Below are 20,859 nucleotides of genomic sequence, written 5' to 3' on the forward strand. Positions count from 1 at the left end.
CACAGGACACGGGTAAAAGACCCGCTTGATAGGTCAGGGATGTAAGCACGAAGGCAACGACGTGTTCAGTCCACTGATACTAACGTCCGATAATTCAGTAATTGGTTTAGGTCCGTTAAAATCCAGACGAAATCCGTTATGTTATATCTGGTATGATACTTTTTGTGCAGGTTCACTGTTCCTGTAAAGAAGTCTTCAATTGCGGCCATAGCAGCAGGGTCACACCCGGACTCATTCCGAACCCGGAAGTTAAGCCTGCTCACGTCGGATGCGGTACTCAGATACGCGAGTTCTCGGGAAACATCCAACGCTGCAATTGTCTGAGATTGGATTGAAGTTTTGTGATTGTTTTGTAATTGTTTTGTAATTGTTTTGTGATTGTTTTGATGTAAGAGCGGATGCTCTCGCGATTGTTTTTTGCGATGATTTTTTCCATGACTGCGGGCGCTGTCTTTTTGTTAGCCTGTGACTGTCGATAATCTGTGCGCGACCCCTCTTCGTGCGGCGCGTGTTCTGTTCAATGTCACATGACATCACACGCGGTATCTCTTTGCGAACTCATTCACAATTGTGAAAACAAACTGCAAAAGATCATCTGTTTTGAAATCCCGCGTAGATTCACGTTGTTATTTAAAATCACGCCAAAATTGCGTCACACTGTCAACCGCGTTACAAAAAACCGATAGCTATATATTTCACAATTGTGAATATTTGTATGCACTACTGCGCTGAGATGCGAAGTGCGGAGATTACAGCCAAGGTGGCGGAGTGGCTACGCGGTCGCCTGCAGAGCGACTATTACTCCAGTTCAAATCTGGACCTTGGCTTTGCGTTTTTTGAAGAAATTTTTACCTGTTTTCCCATTTTTATGGATTTTGAAGTTTTAGACTCTGTATCGGAAGCGTCGGTATTCCCGATAAAACCGCAACTTACCTAAAGAATGCGGCAGAATACTTTTAGAGAAATATCGGAATTCCGATTAAGGTGAGTGTGAAAATATGGAATTTGTGACAAAGGAACTGCGCATAATCCCTTTGAGCGTCGAACAGTTCAGACTGATGCTTGAGAGATTCGATAAGATGGAGGATGCCTTCAAGCTCAAGCACTCGAAGCAGAAACTCGATGATGAGACGAAGGCGGCAATGCAGGAACTCTATGACAAGGCGGTGCAGCACGAGGACGAGTATGTCTGGTACACAAACTGGCAGATAATACTGAAAGAGGAGAATGTGTCCATCGGCAGCGCCTGCTTCAAGGGAGAGCCCGACGAAAACGGCGTCGTCGAGATTGGCTACGGTCTGGACGAAAAATACCGCGGCAAAGGCTACATGACGGCAGCCTTAAAGATAATGCTTCGCTGGGCAAAGGCAATGCCGCATGTAAAGAAAGTCATTGCCCTGACCTCAAAGGACAATGCGGCATCGCAGAAAGTCCTTGAGAACTGCGGCATGAAGTTCGAGCGCGAAGAAGGCGATCTGCAGTACTGGTCGATATAATCCGCGGGATTTCGACCGCGGAATTTACTCTTTCTTCGGCATTATTTTTTCTTCGACATTGCTCTTCTTCTGCCGGATATCCTCTTTGATGTCCGCCTTAATCTTCGAGATCTTCTGTCTCACAATCTCACGCTTGACGATGACAATCGAGCCGAAGATGCCCAGGAATATATTCATGTAATAGAGAATCAGACGCCACAGCACGACGAAGACGCCGACAATCGAGGACGGGACAAAGACGCTGTAAAGCGAGGTTGCCGAAATTTCGGCAATACCTGAGCTTCCCGGAGTCAGCGGAATCATCATTATAATCGCGATTATGATCTGCGCGACAAAAGACTCCCCTATATGCGGTGCCTCCCCGAGACCCATAAGAATCAGCGACGCGATAAAGAACTCGCTGAACCAGTAGAACACGGTAAACAGCGTTCCCCATACCAGACCCGTCTTGGAGTGGCTGACGTAATTCGTCATGGCGTGATTGAAGTTGTCGACCTCGGAATCTATCTTGCCGGCAAACTCCTCAATCTTATCCGCCTGCCACCGCTTTGTGAACAGCCCCGAGATTTTCTTGACGATATTCTTCAGAAACGCCGGATTCTTTATGGAATACGCGAATGCCACGACAAATGCCGTTATCAGAACCCACATCAGGAAGAGCGGAATCGTGATTGAAAGACCCAGTTCCTCGGAGCCGAGCCACATAGCAATGATGGCAATGCCGCCGATGATGCCGAGCAGGATGCCGTCAAGCACCCTCTCCATGATGACAATCGCGGTCGCGTCCCCCAGCGGCACTTCGGCGCGGTAAAGCTCATGGATTCTTACCGGCTCCCCGCCCACCTGTGACGGTGTCACGGCGGCAATCAGAAGATTTGCAAAGACCGCATTGAGGCAGTGTAAGAAGGGAACCTTATAGCCCAGAGAACGCGCCATGAACTTCATTCTCAGTGCCCATGCGCACATCGAAGCAAGGTGCATGAGAATTGCGGCAACAAGGTATTCCGGTTTTAAAGAGTTGAGGTAATTGACGGTATTTTCGTCGATGGTAAAATAAAGGACAAGTGCAAGGACAACTATGCTGAACACTATCGAAAGTATCAGCCATTTCCATTGTGACCTGTCAATATTCATATTCTTCTATCTGTTTTGTCCGCAGTGCATATATACACTTTTAATCGACTACAGTGACGCGGAGATCAGACCGTGAAGAGATCGCGGTTGCCCGTTATGATGAAATGTCCGCACCTTACGGCGCCGTCGAGAAGACCGTATCCGTAACTGAAATGCGCAAGGGCATTGACGTATCTCTCGGCGGCAAGATGTTCCCGTCCCGAATCGAGGTAGTCTCCCGTAATCTCCGCGATACTCTCAGCAAACTTATGCAGCGGACTTTCGATGTCGGGCGCGGTCTTCACCGACGAAAGTGCGGCGGTAAGCATCCTCTGATACCTGTTCGTCTTCTCGAAGAGTTTATCGAAGAGTTCGGCGGGCATATCCTCCTCGAATTCGAATACCGTGAGGTCGGGCGAGAACGCCGATTCGGGCGCGGAGGGCACGCACTCTATCCCGATAAGCCCCGCTTTAATTCCGAGATCGAGCCATCCGAAACCGTATGCATACGAGGCATGCCCGTTCACGAGGTCGCCGCCCGAGACGAACGACCCGCCGTCGTTCACGTATGAGACCGCCATGGTCATAATCTCGTCGGCAAGTCTGTAATAGGGGCTGTCGGGGCAGGGAAGAATAGAGCAGTTATTCAGGTGCTCCTTAAAGATTCTGCCGTACTCATCGGAAGTAAGTCTCATATCCTCATTCCCGTTTAAGACCGGCAAAAATCTCCAGATACTCCCTCTCCATCTCGTGCAGGGATGCGGGGACGGCTATGATGTGAAGCGGCGCCCCGTAATCATGATTCATAACATCCTCAGCACTGCCGGCAAATACCGACGGACTCTCCGAGCCCGCTCTTGCCATGCCGACATAGAGAGGCGGCGCAGTCTCCCCGCACTTCTCGGCCATGCGGCATATCAGCTCCACACCCTCGGGAACGCTCATATGGCGGTCCGGCTTGATGTCGAGGAAGACTAGGGTATGCAGGTCCTGCCTGAAGTTGGACAGAATCGTATCCAGCGGCGTTGTGGGGAACCAGTTCCTCTCGGGGTAGGGGACTGAGCATGACTTGCCGAAACGGTAATTCTGAAGCCCCGAGAGGCCGCATACGGCACTCTGTATCGAAGCGCCGTGTATGATGCGGGTTGCAATGCCTCTCTCTTCGGCACGGATTCTGATATCCGCATGCGTCGTCGAGACCATGGGGTCGCCGCCCGTGAGAAAGACCGCATCCCCTTCTGCGGCGGCATCGAGGATCTTCCCCGGGAATCTCTCGACATCGTCGCGGTTGAGCAGGGTCACGGATTTGCCGTAGAATTCTTCAAGTTTGCGCACGTCAGCGCCCATAAGCCGTGAGGTATACCCCTCGAGGTATACCTTATCTGCGCTTTTGATAATTTCGAGCCCTTTTACCGATATATCTCTCTCGTCATAGAGTCCGAGACCGATGAATGTAAGCATATTTTCACCCTAAATTTGGAATCAGATACTATATATTTATCAGTAATGAGATAAAACAGAATAGTTAGTTTGTGAAGAATTTCACAGACATACACCGAACGACTGAATGTCTTTGGGGTACCGGAGATGTTAATTCACCGTTATTATGGGCGTATGCTGAAAAAGGAACTCGTAAGTCTTCCCGATTCGGTCTGCTTCATGGTTGCGGCGGATGAAATTTCCGGAACTCCATCGAAATTTAGTGAAGTTGTCTCATGGTGTAAAAATCTGGGCATTTTTAAGGTAATTTTTCATATCGATACCGATAACGTGAGTTCCGTCATTCCGCATCTTGATACGGTTCGCGGTATTTCCGGTGCGGCACGTCTTAATCTCTTCTACGACGACAAGGTCGAGAGGCTCGGCGAGGACTGCGGCATGACCGTTACCGTGGCTGTGGGCATGAGCGGACGCGAGGAGATAGCAAGCGCCGTAAAGCGCATGGCGGCGGATAAGATCGCACCCGAAGACGTCACCGAAGAAGTGCTTGAGTCCTATCTCAAGTTCAAGGTAGAGCCCGACTTCGTGATAAAAACGGGGGGCAGCCACCTGACCGATTTCCTGATATGGCAGTCCGTATACTCCGAGCTGTTCTTCCTCGACGTCAACTGGGACAGATTCCGCGAGATCGACTTTTTAAGAGCGCTGCGCGATTATCAGATACGAAAGCGCCGCTACGGTGCATAAAACAGGATTGTGCTCTGTTGTGATTTGTTGCAATTTATTGCGATTTATTCAGATTAATTGAAATTGACTGCATTTTACTGTGTTTTGCTCTGTTTTAAAGCCCTGACTCTCTGGTCATAGAGGCGTATTCCGCGCAGGAGATCTATCTTGCGGAACATCGGCCAGTAGGGTGCGCAGAAATAGACCGCGGATTTGTTGCCGTTGGCAAGCCACGGCAGAAAATTGGATGTTCTCTTCTCGTTGCCGGTCCTGATGATAAGATCTACGGGGGAGATGCTGACATCGCTGTAGAGGTTCTCGTCGACGGTATCGACATCTATATCATCGGCATTGAGTTCACCGGAATAGACCTTGTTCAGAATCGATCTGGCGGCACACAGAATCTCGTTTCTGCCGCCGTAGGCGATGGCAAGATTGATGGTATAGGTATTGTAGTCCCTTGTCATCTCTTCCACCTTCTCTATTTTGCTCAGGAAGTCCTGCGGCAGAAGAGAGCGGTCGCCGACCATCTGGATACGAATTCTGTTATCGGGCGAGACACCTTTGTTTAAGGAATCCAGAGCCTCGTTCGCCTTGTCCATGAAGAGACTGAAGAGGTCGCGCAGCTCGCCCTCGGATCGGTTGAAGTTCTCGGTCGAAAAACAGTAAAGCGTGATCTGCTTCACGCCTATGGTCCTTGCCCACTCCAGAACATCCCTGGTCTTCTCGGCGCCGAGTCTGTGACCTGTCGCTATGTCTATCCCCATCTCTTTTGCAAATCTCCGGTTGCCGTCCTGGATGATTGCTATATGTTCGGGGACATACTCTATCTGGGAAGCAAGCTTCTTCTCGTATATCCTGTCGGCAATATCTTTCAGACCAATCATGCTGAATCGTGAATCGCGTATCTGTTATCTGATTCTTTTCAATAATCGGATTCCTTTCAATACAGTTTTTAGGACAGTATCCGTTAATATCATTTTGTTGACCCGAGACCCCGGGGCTTTGACGAAGGGGGGCGGGTATGGACGGTTCCGCCGTGCCCGCGTATCGATTACTCCGTTTAAAGCGGCGTAAGTTCGACGATCATGCCGTCGTTTGGATACTTCTCTATAACCTGCTTCTCGCCCTTAAAGTCCTCGGGGAAGTCGGTCAGAAGCCACCACGCAAGCTCGATGTGATCCTCAAAGGTCTCATACATGTCTTCCTCGAGATCTTCTGGAAGCGGCGCTTCCATGCCGCCTTCGGGAACCCAGTATCCGTAGACGACCGTGCCGTCCTCGGTTATCTCCTCAAAAGGTCTTGCCGTATTCTCCGCTATGCGCTTGAGACGTTCGCGGAGCTGCACCGAGTCCTTGAACGTGGAGGAGCACCAGTGCACCTTGCCGCAGGTTCCGTCCTCGCACCTGCCGCCGCCTGCCGCGAGGAGTTTTTCCGCCCAGACCTCGGCGCCCGGGACGGCATTGTGGTAATCGTCCTCTAGGCTGTAACCGCGGCTGCGCATTGCCTCGGCATTCGTCTCGCTCCATTCGAGTTCGTTGATGTTTAAGTAATCGAGATACGGAAGCGCTGGTATGAGGTATTCCAGCCCGGGCAGGGAGGGAACTTCGATTGTGACCTCAAAGCCCATCTCCTTCGCCGCCTTCGCCGACTCGATATACTTCGTATTCAGGATATCTTTCCAGAGCTCCTGCGGAGGGTGCATCCTTATCTCGTCGACAAGACCCGAGAGTTTTTTAAGTATCTCGGCGTTCGGCGCCGTTCCTGTATACAGGTGGATATGGTGCTCCTTTCCGAACTCGTTCTTTAAGAGGCGGCAGTATTCGACAACCCTGTCGACCCTGAGGAGCGCTTCGCCGCCCGTGACACCAGTTCCGAGAGCGCTCATCATCCTTGCCTCGTCTATGATGTCCTGCGGGTCGAAGACCTGACGGTCGTTTGCGAAGGTCAGGTCTTTATCCTTTCTCTCGTAGGATATCGGGCAGTACCAGCAGTCTTTGCCGCAGATGCCGGTGACAAAGAGCACCATCTTTGCCCCCTCGCAGCACTGCCGGCACGCCTTACTCAGCATCAGTTCACCGTTTCCGAGAGTCTCTTGATTACAAAGTCGCTGCCGAGAGCCTCGAGGAACCAGCCGGCACGCGGACCTCTCTCCTGTGCGAGAATCGCCTTATAGATGCAGGTAAAGATGTCTTTCGGATTTATGCCCGCTTCCGTGCCCGTATCGTAGACGGCGTTGTGGATATTCTCGGCGTTCCATACGGGCACCTTCGAGAGTTTTTCGACGAGAGTCTTAATGGCGCGTTTTTCTTCGTCGCCGAATGACTTAGCGCACTCGGGCAGTTCTTCCTTCACCGTGAAACTGACGTTCTCGGGCGCATACTGCTCGACCCAGATCTTTGCACGGCGGGCACGCTTTATGACGGCATCGCGGTTGCTGACATTATATCCGCTTCTGGCAAGTGTCTCGAGGATGGCGTCGTCGTCCTTTGCAATCTGAACGACGGTGACCAGGTGCCTGAACGGGATGTCGGTGGCGACATCCGATATCTTTGACAGCTCATACTCGCGGCTTTCGCCTTTCTCGGCGACCCTTGAGTATTCGTCGATGAGGGTGAGAAGTCCCATTCCCGGGTCGAAGTTGATTGCCTTCTCGGGTTTGCTCCTCACAATCATGTAGCGGAGAACGTCGGGGGGCACAATCTCGAGCATGGACGAGATGGTGATTGCGACACCCGTCGAGGATGCCATTGCGCCCTTTCCTTTGAGGCTGATCCACTCGTACGGGACGGGGAAAGGTGCCTTGCCGCCGAAGATCTTCTCCACAATCTCTTTGCCGGTGTCGTAGGAACCGCCGGCTGCGGCATGGTCTTTGCCGAAGGGCTCAACGGTAACGCCTAGCGCATTCCAGCGCATGGGCCAGTCGACACGCCAGACGAGTTTGCCTTCGCCTTTGGAGTAGTCGCATTCGTCGACATGTCCGCAGGAACATCTGTATTTGACGATATGTCTCTCGGGGTCGTGCTCCAGAATTTCCGCGTTGCTGATCTGTCCGCATCCTTTACAGATGGGGTAGAAGGGCACCCAGTTGTCGGGCAGTTTTCTCTGTGAGACTCTCTCGAGGATCTCTTTTATTTCGGCGGTGTTCTCGAGAACCGTCTTTATCTGCTCGGTGTATTTTCCGCTTCTGTAAAGCTCGCTCGAACGGAGAACTTTGGGTTTTACGTCAAGTTCTTCGAGTGCCTTTAAGAAAGGCTCAAGGAAGTGGTCCGCATAACTCTTGTGTTTGCCGCAGGGGCAGGGTATGTCGCAGAGCGGGTATCCTATATATTTTGCGTAGGACTCGTCAAGGAACGGGTAAACCTTTCTGAGCGGGTCGAAGTCATCGGCATTGTAGATAAGTTCCGCATCCAGACCTTTGGCCCTCATTGCCTTGTAGACGACGTCGCCCGTGACGACTTCACGCATATTTCCGAGATGTATCGGTCCTGACGGTGTGATTCCCGTGGCGATGAGGTGCTTTACGCCTCTGTCGACATCGGCGGCGCAGACATCCGCCCAGTGAATCTTCTCGTTTGAATTTCCGCCTGTTATTTCCATGTGCCTTATCTATTGGATCTATTATATTAACAATTTATAGGTTAGACTTCCGGTGCGGCGGGGAAGATACGAAAAAAGTGTATGTGTGTATGTAAAGGTGTATGTAAATGCGTATGTAAACGGGTGCTCTCCCGTATGCGGCTTTTATTCCGCACCCTTTGCAGCCGTAAGCCACATACTGAGGCACTATATGTGCCCTGTACTGAGCCTTATGCTGTAAGTCCCATACCGTCAAGCCATCCGCGAATATCATCCCCGGAGGCTTCGGCGGGGAAACGACGGCTGTCAAGCCACTTAACGTTCTTGGGTACAAGTGTATGCAGATATTCCAGACTTTCTTCTATGCCGCTTGAATCCGAGGTGCAGAATGCCGCAAGTGACTTTCCGTTCAGATCGTTGTTTTCAAGGAAAGTGCAGATAATACGCGGTGCCTGCCCGTACCAGATCGGATAACCGATCAATATCGTATCGTATTTGTCGGGATTGGGGACCGAACCGTTTATCGCGGGTCTGACAGTCGGATCGGACTGCTCTCTGATTGCGCGGGACTCCGTGGAATAGGAGATATCCTCTTCATTGTAGGGTACTTCGGGAACGATTACGTAGAGATCCGCATTCAGTATCCTGGCGGCGGAATCGGCTATCCGTTTCGTGTTTCCTGTTGCCGAAAAGACGGCAACAAGGACATGGTGTTTATCGTCGTTATTGCTCTGAACGGTATTGTTATCGACTCCGGTTCCCGTATTCTGTCCTCCGTTCACACCGACGCAGCCTGCCGAAGCGAGCAGAAAGATCAGAACGATAAAAATGCACAGTATTTTTTTCATGCGATGTCTCCGTTTACCGCACTGCGGTAATGCCGTTTTATGCGGTATAATTTCTTTATTATGTCGCAATTACATTAATTTATGCAATAGATTGTGCCGTATCCGTTATTTTTGAGGCAACGTTGAAATTCGGGGAAGTATCGCTGACGGAAACCGAAAAATCCGAATTGAAGACTGAATTAAAAAAATAATTCAAAAAGAAAATGAAAAGTAAAAAATGAAATGTAATTATCTGTTCTTTTTCGACTTGCCTTCTTTCTTCTTCTTTGCCATCGAAAGAATATCGACGATGTACTTGTCGTCGGAACCCATCTGCATAATCATGTCGTCGCCCGAGGCAAGTTTCTCGAGATTCAGTTCGTACGAACCCGGGCTTAAGACCCTTATGCTCTCTATTCTGTCGTATATTTCGGTTCTTTCAGGTGCTTTCTGTGGAATCTCTATGATTTCCTGTTTGGTTTCGGCGGCAATCTCCTCTATGGATTTCTCTTCGAGGACATCCCTGTGTAAATCAGCCCTCTTTATGTAGAGAAATTTTTTGCCGCCGCAGCTGGGACAGCCTTTCAGTATATCCGTGGAACCGTCCTTGAACTCTCTTCCGCACTGTGCGCACTTATGCGGCATATTCTATCACCTTTTTTCTGTCGCGCTGTTCGCTTTTGTTTATTTATTGTTTTTATTGCTTTATTGCATTATTTGGATGAAACCCATGTGCTGATGAGGTCCTTGTCCTTCTTTAAGGTCTTCATCTGGTTTGCGGGTCCGATAACCGTGAGTCTTCCCGCGGTAGAACTCTCCTTCTTGCCGAAGAGTCCTCCGAAAAGTCCCCCGCTCTTGTGACTGCTCTCGGAACCTGCCGAATAGGTCTCCATCTCGATACCGGCAAAGCCGTCCGGCGTTATCTCGCGCATGGTTGTCTCGATGAGAAAACTCTGCTCATCCGGTGTAAGACCTTTCTCGAGAACGACAACGTTTCCCTCCATGACTTTTTCCAGTATGAGTCGCACCTTTTCGAGTGTGGTCAGGTTCTCAAGTCGCTCCGATGAGATAAGATCTATTTGCACTCCCTGAATCATTCTGATCACCCGAAGTACTCAATCATTTTCTCGTAAAGCTCATCGACGTTGTTGCCCTCAAGACCGGAGATGGAGATGACCGGATGCTGGGGGAAGGCACTCTTGATTCTTGCCGGCGATGCATCCGGAAGATCGTTCTTGTTTGCGACTATGATGACGGGCAGTTCGCGGCTCTCGATGATGCCGACGAGCATGATGTTGACCTGAACAAAGGGATCCTGCGTCGAGTCGAGCATGTAGATGACGCCGTCGATGTCCTCTCTGAGCCAGTGCATTGCCTCGGCAACACCCTCGGTAGCCTCGCGGGCGCGGACAACTGCCTCGTCGGGCTGCATGCCGTATTCGAGGAACTCTTTGTAGTCGATTTTGGTGGTGACTCCCGGAGTATCGACAATATCGATTGTGATGGAATTGCCTTTCTCATCCGAGATCTTTACGCCTTCCTTCCTTCTTGCACGGCGTGTTTCGTGCGGAATCTCGCTTACGGGTCCGACCGCATCGCCGGTCCAGTCTCTGACAATCCTGTTGGAAAGAGTGGTTTTTCCTGCGTTCGGCGGTCCGTAGATTCCGATTCTCATCTGTTTTTTCTTGAAGAGACCGCCGAAAAGTTTAGCAAATCGTTGTTTCGTTTTTAATAAAAAGCTCATCAAATATCCTCCGATTATATACCCATTTGATCAATTTGACTGATATCTACTATGTACCATGTACAATATAGAGATATATCATGTTTTGTTCAATAAATAAGATTTCTATTGGATTCGGGATTGCATAAAACGCAGATCTTCGTTTTATATCGTTTAATATCGTCATATTACCTTTTATATCCTTTTAACTCACCCGGAGTTGCAGTGCCCGCGGAGGTTGCGGGTACGTCCGGTAAATTATGAATATATAAATCCCGTATACGTTCGAAATCTCATGATTTGGTCATTAACATTAATGTTTTATACTGACAGGTTATAGGAATAGTTATAGGACCCGTCTCCGGTACGGGATGGCTGCAAGGGTAAACGATTCAGACAGTATCCGGTTATTTTTGAGATAGATTGAATATTTCCGGATATTTCGGAATGATGTTTTGCATCCTGTGTCTGCTGTTTTCCGCCGGATTTGGGGGTTGACAATAATCAAATTCCATCGAAATCAATCAAAATCAATCGAAATCAATCAAAATCAATCGAAATCAATCAAAATCAATCGAATTCAATCGAATTCCATAAAATTCCGCCGAAATCAGTCATATTTCACTGAAATCAACTGAAATCAACTGAAATCAGACATAAATCAACAGAAGTCGGGCAAAATTGCCCGAAATCAATTCAAATTAGCGGTATGCTGCGCAAAGAGCATAACCTGATTAAATCGGAGGTGATCAGAAATGAACAATAATATAGGCACCGGTCAGTATCACATAAATGTACCTGTCAAGGAGATCATAAAGTATAATGCCGTTACCGTAAGTGCGGACACGCGTGTCGATAAGGTAGCGGAGAAGATGTGCAGGATAGGAACGGGCAGCTGCATTGTTCTGCAGAATAACGTCCCCAAGGGTATAGTCACGGAAGACGACCTTACCTGCAAGATTGTGGCACGCAACAGGAAGCCGAGCGAAGTCTTTGCGGGCGAGATTATGAGCACTCCGCTCATCACTATAGATGCGGATACCACCGTCGATGAAGCGGCTCATCTCATGATCTCGCGCAAGGTGAGGAGGCTTCCCGTTGTCGACAAGCAGAAGGTTATCGGGCTTGTGACCATAAGGGATATTCTCCCCGTTACCAGCGAGTTGAACGAGATAATGTCCGAACTTCTCAAGTTCAGGTCAGGCGAGGAATCACACAACCATCCGGGCGTCTGCGATTCCTGCGGAAAGATGACGGACAATCTTTATGCGGTCGACGGAGTTTTCCTCTGCCACAAGTGCTCGCACGGCGATGACACGGATTGAGACAGGGATCAACGGTTTAAAGATCAAAGAGAATTAAATAATAAACTGCAACAATTACAATAAATTAAAAAACGAAAACGTGCTTAAAGAAGTGCGCACCAATCAAATCCAACCATAATATTTCGGGTGTCGGCGGTCGCGGTCTTAAACTCCCGCGAAATCGGGTAAGAAAAACAGAAAAGACCCGCATGGTCGAAACTCTGAGATATGGAGAATAATATGCATAAGGATGTGAAGAAACAAAATATCTCGGTAAATGAAATAGCAACGACGAACGTAATCTCCGTTCCGCAGACCATGAGCATTATCCATGCGGCAAAAACGATGACAAAGAACGGTTTCAGACGTCTTCCCGTTACGGATTCGGGTACAAACAAGATAATCGGAATCGTTACGGCAACGGATATTGCCAATCTCATGGGCGGCGGCGACAAATACAACCTTGTCTCGGGTAAACACAAAGGGAATCTTATCTCCGCCTTAAACGACAGCGTTCACGAGATTATGAGCAAAAATCTCATCACATTCGGCGAAGACGGCATGGTTGAGGATGTCGCGAAAGTAATCGTCGAGCGCAAATGCGGCGGAATGCCCATTGTCGACAAAGACGGCGTGCTTATAGGCATAGTCACCGAAAGGGACATACTGAAAGCCTTCGTCGATACGCCGAATTACATGAGCGTCGGCGACGTAATGACAAAAAGACCTCATGTCATCTCGCCTGACACACCCATATGCAGCGTCACCAAAGAGATGATATCAAAGAAGTTCCGCAGGCTTCCCGTGGTCTCCGACGACGTCCTCTACGGAATCGTTACCGTCATGGATATCTTAAAGCATGTCGGCAACGGCGAGGTCTTCAAGGATATGGTAACCGGAAATGCCTCCGATGTCATGTCCGTGCCCGTAAGGAATCTCGTAAGCGACAACCTTCTGACCACGGTGCCGGATGAAAGTCTCACCGACATCGCAAATACCATGCTAAGGAAGAACATCGGAGCCTTCCCCGTCATAGACAACTCGCATCTCACCGGAATAATCACGGAATTCGATCTGGTAAGGGCGCTCACAAAGATTTGAGAAAATATCCTGTCTCATACGGCATTATGCGGTCCCGGTCGGAATCCCCTTTCCGCATACTTTTTAAGGGGGATTCGGTTGAACACACGACAGCCTAAAAAATAGCATATGCTTTCTTTTTTCGGCAGACAGTCATTGAATCAGCCAAATCAATACACTGATATACTATTAAAGATACTAAGGAAATTATAAACAATCGGAGGGGAGTATCACACCTTGTTTAATGATAACTATCTTCATCAATTGTTGAAAGCGGCGTTTTTGAGACCGCTTGCGTTTGTTTGAGAATCCCTTTTCCGTGCATGCATTGCGCGGGCGGGTTTACTCATGATTTTTGCCGGTATAATGCGAAAAGTGCGAAATGTGCGAAAGATGCAAATAAAAAGCAGTTTATGCATTTAAACTAATTTAATTGAGGTATATAAAATGAGCAAGAAATTATTGATAAAAGATGTTATGTCAAAGCCTGTCACCATCGCAAAGTCAGCGGTCATCACCGAGGCACTTGATAAGATGCTCGATCTCGGTATCGATCCGCTGGTCGTGACAAACAACGACGCGGTTGTCGGCACCATCTCAAGGAAAGCAATCGCAGATGTATTGGGCAGCAAGAAAACATCCGCCATATCTCCGACAAAGATCCACGTATCAAACAAATTGGATGAAGAGTTCACCTCGGCATATCCGGATCAGGATGCCGAGATACTCGTCCCGCTGCTTCAGGAATACAAGGTTGTCGTGGTCTTAAACGAGGATCACAAACTTGTCGGCAAGGTCGACGCGACCGATCTTCTCGCGGTCATGACTCCACAGTCGCCGATTGACAAGATTATGCAGAACGCACACACCGTGCTCCCCGGCGACCGCGTTATACACCTGAGAAGGAAGATGATTGACGCGGGCGTCACAAAGTTCGTCGTCGTCAACGAAGACCGCTCGATTGCGGGCGTTGTGACCGAGACCGACGTTGCACGCTCCATGAGAAAGTTCCGTGAGTCCGTCGACGAGAAATACCAGGACAATCAGGTCAGAAACCTCTTCGTAAGCGATATCATGACAAGCCCCGCGCTCTGTATCGATGCGGGCGAGAGCACGGAGAAGGTCAAAGACCTCATAGTCAACAAGAGAATCAGCTCGGTACCGGTTACACGCGACGGCAAGCTCGTCGGCATAATCTCAAAAGATGCAATGCTCGTTGCACTCTGATTCAGCCGACGATTTAACAGGCCTATAGCCGGTTATACGGATATATTCAGACAAATAATGAACGGATAACGAACTGATATAGAACAAATAACGAACAACAAAATAACCGATAACGAACAAATAAATAAAAAATAACATACAAGTGAACCGACCGATAACAAAAACAACAGACAGCACAAAAAATAACGACAATTAAAGCAATAACGACAATTAAAGCGATTGAACGATTTCATATGCCGGTGCTTTCAGAAAAGCACCCGAAACCTACATTTTTTCATCTTCCGTTCTCATATTAATTACTTAAAGTACTTACGATACACGGGGAATTGCACGATATGAAGCGGATAAGAGCAGTCAGACCGAACGAACGAATCGACGAACTTCTGGGCGACATGGCGGATGCCGGTTTTCAGGGCAGAAAACTCGGCGAATCACTGGAAGTTCTGACGCGGATGATAACGGACGAAGACTGCACGGTAATACTCGGACTTTCGGGCGCAATGATCCCCGCCGGCATGCAGAAGGTAATAATCGAGCTTGTAAAACGGCGATATGTCGACGTAATCGTATCGACGGGCGCAAACATCTTTCATGACGCCTGCGAGCACCTCGATGTCCATCACTACAAGGGTCATCACAATGTCGACGACGCCGAACTCTTCTCGAAAGGAATCGACAGGATATACGACGTCTTCGCGCACGAGGATGAATTCAGAAAGATTGACGGCATTATCGCCGATTTCGGAAGAGAGCTCGCATGCGGAATGCCTGCGGGCATGACATATAATAAATCCTCGGCGGAGTTCGCTTACGGTCTGGGCAGACATCTCATGAAGCTGAACCCGAACGGAGAGTCCGTCCTGTCCGAAGCCGCAAAGAACGGGGTAAGAATTTATGTCCCCGCACTCTGCGACTCCTCGATAGGAATAGCGCTTGTAAGCGCAAGGCGCGGGGGCGTCGATATCTCAATCGATCAGCTTGCCGATGCCGATGAGCTCACCCGCATAGTCGAGCACTCCGAAAGGACGGGTGTAATATATGTCGGCGGCGGCGTCCCGAAGAACTTCATACAGCAGACACAGGTAATCGCCTCAATCCACGATGCCGGAAAAGAAGGTCACAATTATGCCGTTCAGTTCACGGTCGACTCCCCTCACTGGGGCGGTCTTTCGGGATGCACGTTCGAGGAGGCGGTAAGCTGGGGCAAGGAAGCCGCCGACTGTCACAATGTCCAGTGCTTCTGCGACGCAACCATAGCCTTACCCGTGATCGTCTCGGGACTCATCGCAAAGGGAGTCGCACGCCGCAACCCGCCCGATGTCACGGGACTCATCTCTTCCGTTTCGGTCTTTTAATAATCTCCGTCTCAATCTCCGTCCCTTACCGTCCCTTACCGTCTCTTAAAAAACCATAACCATTAATAACAATTCATGATAATATATACAGGCAACATTCATGGAGCAGCACAATATTTGTGGTGTTGCGAGTGTCGAAAGATGCGAGATTACTCTGTTGAGGTAGCCAAGCTAGGTATGGCGCGGGGTTGCTAACCCCGTGTCCCCTTAAAGGACTCGGGGGTTCAAATCCCTCCCTCAACGCTTTCCGAGCAAATCTCACTGTGAGGCAGTTGAATGGAAGAGAAAGAGATAAACTACTTTGTCAGGATTGAGGATAACGATCTTGACGGTACCAAGTCGGTACAGATTGCTCTTACAGGACTTCCGGGTATCGGAATGCACACCTCCGTCAGCATTGCAAAGATGGCGGGCGTGGATCCCTTAGCCACAATCGGACTTCTTGATGAAGAGCCCGTAGAGCGCATTCGTGAGGTTATCAGAAACTACATCGAGCGCGTACCTGTCTGGATGTTAAATCGCCAGAAGGACTTCTACGGCGGAGAAGCAAAGCAGCTTCTGGGAACCGATCTCAGGATGGCAATCGACGAAGATGTCAACCGCATGAGAAAGATCCGTTGCTACCGTGGTATTCGCCACGAGACCGGACAGAAGGTTCGCGGACAGCGCACGAAATCAACCGGCAGAATCGGCTCAACGGTCGGTGTCAGCAGGAAGAAGGCATAATCGGGTGTAAAACATGGCATATCCGGGAAAGAACCACAAAGCTTACGAAACGCCCAAAAGGCATTTTGAGAAGTCACGTATCGAGGACGAGAACCGCCTCGTAATTGAGTTCGGTCTTCGTAACAAGACCGAGGTCTGGAAAGCCCAGAGTACACTCAGAGGATACCGCCGCGCGGCAAGAAATCTCCTTGCACTCAGATCGGCATCGACCGATGCCGAGCTCATCGCAAGAAAAGAGAACGAACTTCTCGGTCACCTTGCAAGCTACGGACTGCTCGGCGAAGACGCCGATATCGGTGCAATTCTCTCGCTCAAGGCAGAGAACGAGCTTGAACGCCGCCTTCAGACACTTGTCTACAGAAGGGGACTTGCACGCTCACCCAAGCAGGCACGTCAGATGATCACGCACGGACACATCACCGTAAACGGTCGCAGAGTCACGGTTCCGGGATACCGCGTCAGAAAAGTTGAGGAATCCTCAATTGCATACGATGCGACATCCCCGCTGACAAACGACGCTCATCCCGAGCGCGCACGCATAATATCCAGAGGCAGGGCATAAAATGGCAGTCGCAGAGTCTAAAGAGAAATGGGGTGTCGCACACATCTTCGCTTCCTTCAACAACACCGTAATCACGGTAACCGATCTCTCCGGCGCTGAGACAATCACGAAGTCCAGCGGCGGCATGGTCGTGAAGCAGGCAAGAAACGAGAGTTCCCCCTACGCCGCAATGCAGATGGCAACAAACCTTGCACAGGCGGCAATGGACAAAGGCATCGTCGGATTACACGTAAAAGTACGTGCACCCGGCAGAGGAAAGCAGCGCAGCCCCGGTCCGGGAGCACAGGCGGCAATCCGTGCATTCGCACGTGCCGGCATGAGAATCGGACGTATAGAGGATGTAACACCCGTTCCACACGACAGCATTCGCGTAAAAGGTGGAAGAAGGGGCAGGAGAGTCTGATCAATGGATATTGCGTTCAGCAGACTTGAGAGCGAGGTAGCAAAATTTGTTCTCTCGGAGTCCATACCGGCCTTTGCGAACTCGTTTCGCAGAACAATGATCAGCGATGTGCCCAAGCTGGCAATCGAAGATGTGATTATCTACGATAACAACAGCGCATTATTCGATGAGATGCTTGCACACCGTCTGGGGCTTATCCCGCTGAAAACAAACCTTTCGGAGTATAAGAAAAAGTCCGAATGCTCCTGCGGGGGCGAAGGATGTTCCTTATGCGAATCTGTATACACACTCAGTGCCGAAGGTCCGTGCCTTGTCAAGTCCAGCGACCTGATAGCACAGAACCCCGATGCCGCACCGGTTACCGGTGAAATTCCGATTGTAAAACTGGAAAAAGGTCAGAAAGTGGTGCTCGAAGCACATGCCGAGATCAACACGGGTCTTGAACATGCAAAATGGCAGTCAACACTCGCCTGCGGATACAAGACATACCCCGTAATCACAATCGGCGACAACTGTGACGCATGCGGACACTGCGCGGACGAATGCGCAAGACATGTCCTTAAACTCGCAAAGAAATCCGTTGAGGTAATCGACGGCAAGCTCATTGACTGTTCGATGTGCAAACTCTGCGAGAAAGCATGTGTCGGCAGCGGCTGGGAAGATGCCGCAATAAGAATCTCCTCGGACAACACAAAATTCGTATTCGTTGTCGAGAGCGACGGTTCGTTGCCGGTAAAGGAAATAATGACCTACGCACTGACAGATCTGAAAGACAAATCCGACAGTCTGGTGGATGTATTAACCAATATCTCTGGAGCATTGTAAAATGAAAGCTGGAAAGACAAACCCCCGTTACACAGCCCTTATTGCAGCCCTTAAGGAAGCATCAAGGACTAATGAATCAGGTGTCTGGCGCGAGATTGCAAAGAGGCTCGAAGCCCCTAGCAGGAACTATGCTGAAGTCAACTTAAGCAAGATCAGCAGATATGCCCGGGATGGCGATGTAATACTCGTACCGGGTAAAGTTCTTGGAAGCGGCATGTTAGAGTCGGGAATCAGCATTGCTGCACTGAGTTTCAGTGACGCGGCTGTTGAAAAGATTCAATCCGTAAAAGGAACCTGTATGACAATTGAAGACCTCATCAAATCGAATCCCGAGGGTAAGAAAGTAAGGATTATGAGGTAGATCAAATGGCAGCAACAGTAATAGACGCAACAGGACTTCGCCTCGGAAGGCTTGCAAGTATCACCGCAAAGCGCGCACTTGCCGGCGAAGAGATTGCCATCGTCAACATCGAGCAGGCAGTCGTCTCCGGTGCAAAGGCACGCATTCTTGCGGACTACGACGAGAAACGCAAGCGCGGATCACGCGAGGGCGGACCGTTCTTCCCGAGAAGACCTGAAGATATCGCAAAACGCACAATACGCGGAATGCTTCCCTACAAGAGAGAACGCGGAGCCGCGGCATACAAGCGCATCCGCGCATATGTCGGCGTGCCCGCACAGTTCGCGGACGCAAAACTCGAGACACTCGAGTGCGCGCACATCGAGGGTCTTTCGACACCCAAGTATGTGACGGTCGCTGCGGTCAGCAGAAGCCTGGGAGCAAAATTCTAAGAGAGGTTTTGAGATATGGCTACAAAAGTTATAAACACAAGCGGTAAGAGAAAGACTGCGATTGCCCGCGCGACCCTCAAGGAGGGTAAAGGACGTGTAAGAGTTAACTCCGTCCCTCTTGAGATCTACGGCACCGAACTTTCGCGCATGAAAATTTCGGAAGCTCTTCTCTTAATCCCGGGCGTCATTGACGGAATCGACGTTAGTATCGAGGTTTCCGGCGGCGGCTACATGGGACAGGCAGAGGCTGTAAGAACGGCACTTGCACGCGGAATTGTCGAATGGCACAACGACCCGAGGATCAAGGATACCTTCCTTGCATACGACAGATCGCTCGTTGTTAACGATTCCCGCCAGAAAGAAGCCAAAAAGCCTCACGGTCGCGGTGCAAGAAAGAAGTTCCAAAAGTCTTATCGTTAAGACTGTCCAAAATATAAGGGAGAGATCAAATGATACCCGTACGTTGCTTCACCTGTGGAAAAGTAATCTCCACGGAATGGGAGGAATACAAGAAACGCAGAGATGCCGGTGAAGATCCTCGTGTGATCCTTGATGACCTCGGACTTGAGCGCTACTGCTGCAGGCGTATGTTGCTCACGCACAAGGAGATCATTGACGATCTCAATCCTTATCAATAAATTTTATTTGCGGGGTCGTGGGGTAGCCTGGCCATCCTACGGCGTTCGGGACGCCGTAACCTGAGTTCAAATCTCAGCGACCCCATTCTGCATGGATAACGTTCATGTAAGAATATGAAGCTTTGAGACGCTTACGACTAAGACGTTTAAGACGTTTAAGACGTTTACTTCGTGTAAATGTCTTGAAGTTTCATAATTGTCTAAATCTGAGAAACATACCCAAAATTAATCTGCGGAGTCATGATGGAATCATACACACGATACGAAAGAGCAAGAATTGTAGGCGCTCGCTCGCTTCAGATCTCTATGGGCGCGCCGGTTCTTGTAAAGACAGATAAGATAGATCCTCTTGAGATTGCTCTTGTCGAGTATCAGAAGGGTGTCATACCTATCACCGTAAAAAGAAGCTAAGTATTAATGGAGCTGATGTATTGAACGTAACTAATGATATTGAAATAGAACTTGTCGAATCGCTTGTACCTGTTGAGGATTACCTTGCGGCAGGCGTTCACATAGGAACACAGCAGAAAAGTCAGGACATGAAAAAATTCATCTACCGCGTTCGCGCAGACGGATTATACATTCTTGATATCCAGCAGACCGACGACAGACTCAAGACTGCGGCGGCATTCCTTTCAAAGTTTGAACCTGCAAAGATTCTTGTAGTCACCTCCCGCCAGTACGGTCAGTATCCTGCAAAGAAGTTTGCGGACGCAATCGGCGGAGTCGCAAAAGTCGGCAGATTCATCCCGGGCATGCTTACAAACCCTGACATGGAACACTACGTCGAGCCCGAAGTTATTGTCGTAACCGACCCCATCGGCGATTCACAGGCAATCAACGAGGCTGTTCAGTGCGGTATTCCGGTTGTTGCACTCTGTGATACCAACAATATTACAAAATACATTGATCTTGTAATTCCGACAAACAACAAGGGAAGAAAGGCATTAAGCATGATCTACTTCCTCCTGACAAGAGAGATCCTCAAGTCGCGCGGAGTTACGACATCATTAACACCAGAAGACTTTGAGATTGAGTTATAA

At 49.5% G+C, this 20,859-nt stretch carries 26 protein-coding genes, 3 tRNA genes and 2 rRNA genes; 21 read left to right on the forward strand and 10 right to left on the reverse strand.

What is annotated here, in order from left to right; genetic code table 11:
* The 4 genes from T502_RS09025 to T502_RS02210 form a co-directional block, all read left to right on the forward strand.
* A 23S ribosomal RNA gene (locus T502_RS09025) occupies positions 1-102 on the forward strand; the annotation flags it as partial.
* A gap of 95 nt (positions 103-197) precedes the next feature.
* Positions 198-319: ribosomal RNA gene (gene rrf, locus T502_RS02200) — 5S ribosomal RNA — on the forward strand.
* Positions 320-754: 435 nt separating this feature from the next.
* Positions 755-827: transfer RNA gene (locus T502_RS02205), tRNA-Cys, on the forward strand.
* A gap of 171 nt (positions 828-998) precedes the next feature.
* Positions 999-1,496, forward strand: coding sequence for a GNAT family N-acetyltransferase (locus T502_RS02210; RefSeq protein ID WP_042705509.1), 498 nt, complete (start codon positions 999-1,001; stop codon positions 1,494-1,496).
* Positions 1,497-1,520: 24 nt separating this feature from the next.
* Here T502_RS02210 and T502_RS02215 read toward each other — a convergent pair whose 3' ends face one another.
* The 3 genes from T502_RS02215 to dph5 form a co-directional block, all read right to left on the reverse strand.
* On the reverse strand, positions 1,521-2,630 hold the full coding sequence (locus T502_RS02215) for a lysylphosphatidylglycerol synthase transmembrane domain-containing protein (protein ID WP_342665733.1): 1,110 nt from the start codon (positions 2,628-2,630) through the stop codon (positions 1,521-1,523).
* A 65-nt stretch (positions 2,631-2,695) separates the two neighbouring features.
* A complete protein-coding gene (locus tag T502_RS08500; protein ID WP_052359067.1) occupies positions 2,696-3,304 on the reverse strand; it encodes a DUF357 domain-containing protein in 609 nt (202 codons plus the stop codon).
* 4 nt (positions 3,305-3,308) lie between these two features.
* On the reverse strand, positions 3,309-4,070 hold the full coding sequence (dph5, locus tag T502_RS02225) for a diphthine synthase (RefSeq protein WP_042705510.1): 762 nt from the start codon (positions 4,068-4,070) through the stop codon (positions 3,309-3,311).
* Between the two features lie 153 nt (positions 4,071-4,223).
* Here dph5 and T502_RS02230 point away from each other — a divergent pair, with 153 nt between their 5' ends.
* Positions 4,224-4,796 (forward strand): undecaprenyl diphosphate synthase family protein, encoded by a 573-nt coding sequence (locus tag T502_RS02230; RefSeq protein WP_245597744.1) that lies wholly within the window; start codon positions 4,224-4,226, stop codon positions 4,794-4,796.
* 74 nt (positions 4,797-4,870) lie between these two features.
* Here the strand turns inward: T502_RS02230 and uppS are convergent, their stop codons facing one another.
* From uppS to T502_RS02265, 7 genes are all read right to left on the reverse strand, one after another.
* On the reverse strand, positions 4,871-5,662 hold the full coding sequence (gene uppS, locus T502_RS02235; RefSeq protein WP_042705512.1) for a polyprenyl diphosphate synthase: 792 nt from the start codon (positions 5,660-5,662) through the stop codon (positions 4,871-4,873).
* A 176-nt stretch (positions 5,663-5,838) separates the two neighbouring features.
* Positions 5,839-6,846 (reverse strand): radical SAM protein, encoded by a 1,008-nt coding sequence (locus tag T502_RS02240; RefSeq protein ID WP_042705514.1) that lies wholly within the window; start codon positions 6,844-6,846, stop codon positions 5,839-5,841.
* The gene (lysS, locus tag T502_RS02245; RefSeq protein ID WP_042705515.1) at positions 6,846-8,375 is read right to left on the reverse strand and encodes a lysine--tRNA ligase; all 1,530 of its coding nucleotides are present in this window, start codon (positions 8,373-8,375) and stop codon (positions 6,846-6,848) included. The genes T502_RS02240 and lysS overlap by 1 nt, the downstream gene beginning before the upstream one ends.
* Before the next feature lie 209 nt (positions 8,376-8,584).
* Positions 8,585-9,202 carry a flavodoxin gene (locus tag T502_RS02250; RefSeq protein WP_042705516.1) on the reverse strand — a complete coding sequence of 206 codons (618 nt, stop codon included), beginning with the start codon at positions 9,200-9,202 and terminating at the stop codon, positions 8,585-8,587.
* 228 nt (positions 9,203-9,430) lie between these two features.
* Positions 9,431-9,826 carry a Zn-ribbon domain-containing protein gene (locus T502_RS02255; protein ID WP_042705517.1) on the reverse strand — a complete coding sequence of 132 codons (396 nt, stop codon included), beginning with the start codon at positions 9,824-9,826 and terminating at the stop codon, positions 9,431-9,433.
* A 68-nt stretch (positions 9,827-9,894) separates the two neighbouring features.
* On the reverse strand, positions 9,895-10,278 hold the full coding sequence (locus T502_RS02260) for a DUF2073 domain-containing protein (RefSeq protein WP_042705518.1): 384 nt from the start codon (positions 10,276-10,278) through the stop codon (positions 9,895-9,897).
* A gap of 5 nt (positions 10,279-10,283) precedes the next feature.
* Positions 10,284-10,925: an Era-like GTP-binding protein gene (locus tag T502_RS02265; RefSeq protein ID WP_042705519.1), complete on the reverse strand. Its 642-nt coding sequence runs from the start codon at positions 10,923-10,925 to the stop codon at positions 10,284-10,286.
* Between the two features lie 734 nt (positions 10,926-11,659).
* Between T502_RS02265 and T502_RS02270 the strand changes: the two genes are divergently transcribed.
* From T502_RS02270 to rpsB, 16 genes are all read left to right on the forward strand, one after another.
* Complete coding sequence (locus T502_RS02270) at positions 11,660-12,229, forward strand: CBS domain-containing protein (RefSeq protein ID WP_042705520.1); 570 nt, start codon at positions 11,660-11,662, stop codon at positions 12,227-12,229.
* 207 nt (positions 12,230-12,436) lie between these two features.
* Positions 12,437-13,309, forward strand: a complete 873-nt coding sequence (locus T502_RS02275) for a CBS domain-containing protein (RefSeq protein WP_052359070.1) — start codon at positions 12,437-12,439, stop codon at positions 13,307-13,309.
* Positions 13,310-13,735: 426 nt separating this feature from the next.
* Positions 13,736-14,515 carry a CBS domain-containing protein gene (locus T502_RS02280; RefSeq protein ID WP_042705521.1) on the forward strand — a complete coding sequence of 260 codons (780 nt, stop codon included), beginning with the start codon at positions 13,736-13,738 and terminating at the stop codon, positions 14,513-14,515.
* A gap of 335 nt (positions 14,516-14,850) precedes the next feature.
* The gene (locus T502_RS02285; protein WP_042705522.1) at positions 14,851-15,870 is read left to right on the forward strand and encodes a deoxyhypusine synthase; all 1,020 of its coding nucleotides are present in this window, start codon (positions 14,851-14,853) and stop codon (positions 15,868-15,870) included.
* A gap of 156 nt (positions 15,871-16,026) precedes the next feature.
* Positions 16,027-16,113: transfer RNA gene (locus tag T502_RS02290), tRNA-Ser, on the forward strand.
* 33 nt (positions 16,114-16,146) lie between these two features.
* Positions 16,147-16,596 carry a 30S ribosomal protein S13 gene (locus T502_RS02295; RefSeq protein ID WP_042705523.1) on the forward strand — a complete coding sequence of 150 codons (450 nt, stop codon included), beginning with the start codon at positions 16,147-16,149 and terminating at the stop codon, positions 16,594-16,596.
* Between the two features lie 13 nt (positions 16,597-16,609).
* Positions 16,610-17,158 carry a 30S ribosomal protein S4 gene (locus T502_RS02300; protein ID WP_042705525.1) on the forward strand — a complete coding sequence of 183 codons (549 nt, stop codon included), beginning with the start codon at positions 16,610-16,612 and terminating at the stop codon, positions 17,156-17,158.
* 1 nt (position 17,159) lies between these two features.
* Positions 17,160-17,561: a 30S ribosomal protein S11 gene (locus T502_RS02305; RefSeq protein ID WP_042705526.1), complete on the forward strand. Its 402-nt coding sequence runs from the start codon at positions 17,160-17,162 to the stop codon at positions 17,559-17,561.
* Between the two features lie 3 nt (positions 17,562-17,564).
* Positions 17,565-18,386 carry a DNA-directed RNA polymerase subunit D gene (locus T502_RS02310; protein WP_042705527.1) on the forward strand — a complete coding sequence of 274 codons (822 nt, stop codon included), beginning with the start codon at positions 17,565-17,567 and terminating at the stop codon, positions 18,384-18,386.
* Between the two features lies 1 nt (position 18,387).
* The gene (locus tag T502_RS02315) at positions 18,388-18,747 is read left to right on the forward strand and encodes a 50S ribosomal protein L18e (protein ID WP_042705528.1); all 360 of its coding nucleotides are present in this window, start codon (positions 18,388-18,390) and stop codon (positions 18,745-18,747) included.
* A gap of 5 nt (positions 18,748-18,752) precedes the next feature.
* Complete coding sequence (locus tag T502_RS02320) at positions 18,753-19,178, forward strand: 50S ribosomal protein L13 (RefSeq protein WP_042705529.1); 426 nt, start codon at positions 18,753-18,755, stop codon at positions 19,176-19,178.
* A 15-nt stretch (positions 19,179-19,193) separates the two neighbouring features.
* Positions 19,194-19,598 carry a 30S ribosomal protein S9 gene (locus T502_RS02325; RefSeq protein ID WP_042705530.1) on the forward strand — a complete coding sequence of 135 codons (405 nt, stop codon included), beginning with the start codon at positions 19,194-19,196 and terminating at the stop codon, positions 19,596-19,598.
* Between the two features lie 29 nt (positions 19,599-19,627).
* Entirely contained in the window at positions 19,628-19,816 is a 189-nt protein-coding gene (locus T502_RS02330) for a DNA-directed RNA polymerase subunit N (RefSeq protein WP_042705531.1), read from the forward strand.
* A gap of 11 nt (positions 19,817-19,827) precedes the next feature.
* Positions 19,828-19,901: transfer RNA gene (locus T502_RS02335), tRNA-Pro, on the forward strand.
* Between the two features lie 158 nt (positions 19,902-20,059).
* Entirely contained in the window at positions 20,060-20,227 is a 168-nt protein-coding gene (locus T502_RS02340) for a DNA-directed RNA polymerase subunit K (RefSeq protein WP_042705802.1), read from the forward strand.
* A 20-nt stretch (positions 20,228-20,247) separates the two neighbouring features.
* Positions 20,248-20,859: a 30S ribosomal protein S2 gene (gene rpsB, locus T502_RS02345; RefSeq protein WP_052359071.1), complete on the forward strand. Its 612-nt coding sequence runs from the start codon at positions 20,248-20,250 to the stop codon at positions 20,857-20,859.

Source organism: Methanomicrobium mobile BP, from assembly GCF_000711215.1.
Lineage (GTDB): Archaea > Halobacteriota > Methanomicrobia > Methanomicrobiales > Methanomicrobiaceae > Methanomicrobium > Methanomicrobium mobile.

Bases quoted from the DNA above. Each gene is read 5' to 3' on its own strand.
- T502_RS02300 (WP_042705525.1), top strand. From the start codon at position 16,610: ATGGCATATCCGGGAAAGAACCACAAAGCTTACGAAACGCCCAAAAGG.
- T502_RS02295 (WP_042705523.1), top strand. From the start codon at position 16,147: ATGGAAGAGAAAGAGATAAACTACTTTGTCAGGATTGAGGATAACGAT.
- T502_RS02325 (WP_042705530.1), top strand. From the start codon at position 19,194: ATGGCTACAAAAGTTATAAACACAAGCGGTAAGAGAAAGACTGCGATT.
- T502_RS02310 (WP_042705527.1), top strand. From the start codon at position 17,565: ATGGATATTGCGTTCAGCAGACTTGAGAGCGAGGTAGCAAAATTTGTT.
- T502_RS02285 (WP_042705522.1), top strand. From the start codon at position 14,851: ATGAAGCGGATAAGAGCAGTCAGACCGAACGAACGAATCGACGAACTT.
- T502_RS02255 (WP_042705517.1), bottom strand. From the start codon at position 9,826: ATGCCGCATAAGTGCGCACAGTGCGGAAGAGAGTTCAAGGACGGTTCC.
- T502_RS02250 (WP_042705516.1), bottom strand. From the start codon at position 9,202: ATGAAAAAAATACTGTGCATTTTTATCGTTCTGATCTTTCTGCTCGCT.
- lysS (WP_042705515.1), bottom strand. From the start codon at position 8,375: ATGGAAATAACAGGCGGAAATTCAAACGAGAAGATTCACTGGGCGGAT.
- T502_RS08500 (WP_052359067.1), bottom strand. From the start codon at position 3,304: ATGAGACTTACTTCCGATGAGTACGGCAGAATCTTTAAGGAGCACCTG.
- T502_RS02305 (WP_042705526.1), top strand. From the start codon at position 17,160: ATGGCAGTCGCAGAGTCTAAAGAGAAATGGGGTGTCGCACACATCTTC.
- T502_RS02275 (WP_052359070.1), top strand. From the start codon at position 12,437: ATGGAGAATAATATGCATAAGGATGTGAAGAAACAAAATATCTCGGTA.
- uppS (WP_042705512.1), bottom strand. From the start codon at position 5,662: ATGATTGGTCTGAAAGATATTGCCGACAGGATATACGAGAAGAAGCTT.
- T502_RS02260 (WP_042705518.1), bottom strand. From the start codon at position 10,278: ATGATTCAGGGAGTGCAAATAGATCTTATCTCATCGGAGCGACTTGAG.
- T502_RS02315 (WP_042705528.1), top strand. From the start codon at position 18,388: ATGAAAGCTGGAAAGACAAACCCCCGTTACACAGCCCTTATTGCAGCC.
- T502_RS02265 (WP_042705519.1), bottom strand. From the start codon at position 10,925: ATGAGCTTTTTATTAAAAACGAAACAACGATTTGCTAAACTTTTCGGC.
- T502_RS02240 (WP_042705514.1), bottom strand. From the start codon at position 6,846: ATGCTGAGTAAGGCGTGCCGGCAGTGCTGCGAGGGGGCAAAGATGGTG.
- T502_RS02330 (WP_042705531.1), top strand. From the start codon at position 19,628: ATGATACCCGTACGTTGCTTCACCTGTGGAAAAGTAATCTCCACGGAA.
- T502_RS02230 (WP_245597744.1), top strand. From the start codon at position 4,224: ATGCTGAAAAAGGAACTCGTAAGTCTTCCCGATTCGGTCTGCTTCATG.
- T502_RS02215 (WP_342665733.1), bottom strand. From the start codon at position 2,630: ATGAATATTGACAGGTCACAATGGAAATGGCTGATACTTTCGATAGTG.
- T502_RS02280 (WP_042705521.1), top strand. From the start codon at position 13,736: ATGAGCAAGAAATTATTGATAAAAGATGTTATGTCAAAGCCTGTCACC.
- dph5 (WP_042705510.1), bottom strand. From the start codon at position 4,070: ATGCTTACATTCATCGGTCTCGGACTCTATGACGAGAGAGATATATCG.
- T502_RS02320 (WP_042705529.1), top strand. From the start codon at position 18,753: ATGGCAGCAACAGTAATAGACGCAACAGGACTTCGCCTCGGAAGGCTT.
- T502_RS02210 (WP_042705509.1), top strand. From the start codon at position 999: ATGGAATTTGTGACAAAGGAACTGCGCATAATCCCTTTGAGCGTCGAA.
- T502_RS02340 (WP_042705802.1), top strand. From the start codon at position 20,060: ATGGAATCATACACACGATACGAAAGAGCAAGAATTGTAGGCGCTCGC.
- T502_RS02270 (WP_042705520.1), top strand. From the start codon at position 11,660: ATGAACAATAATATAGGCACCGGTCAGTATCACATAAATGTACCTGTC.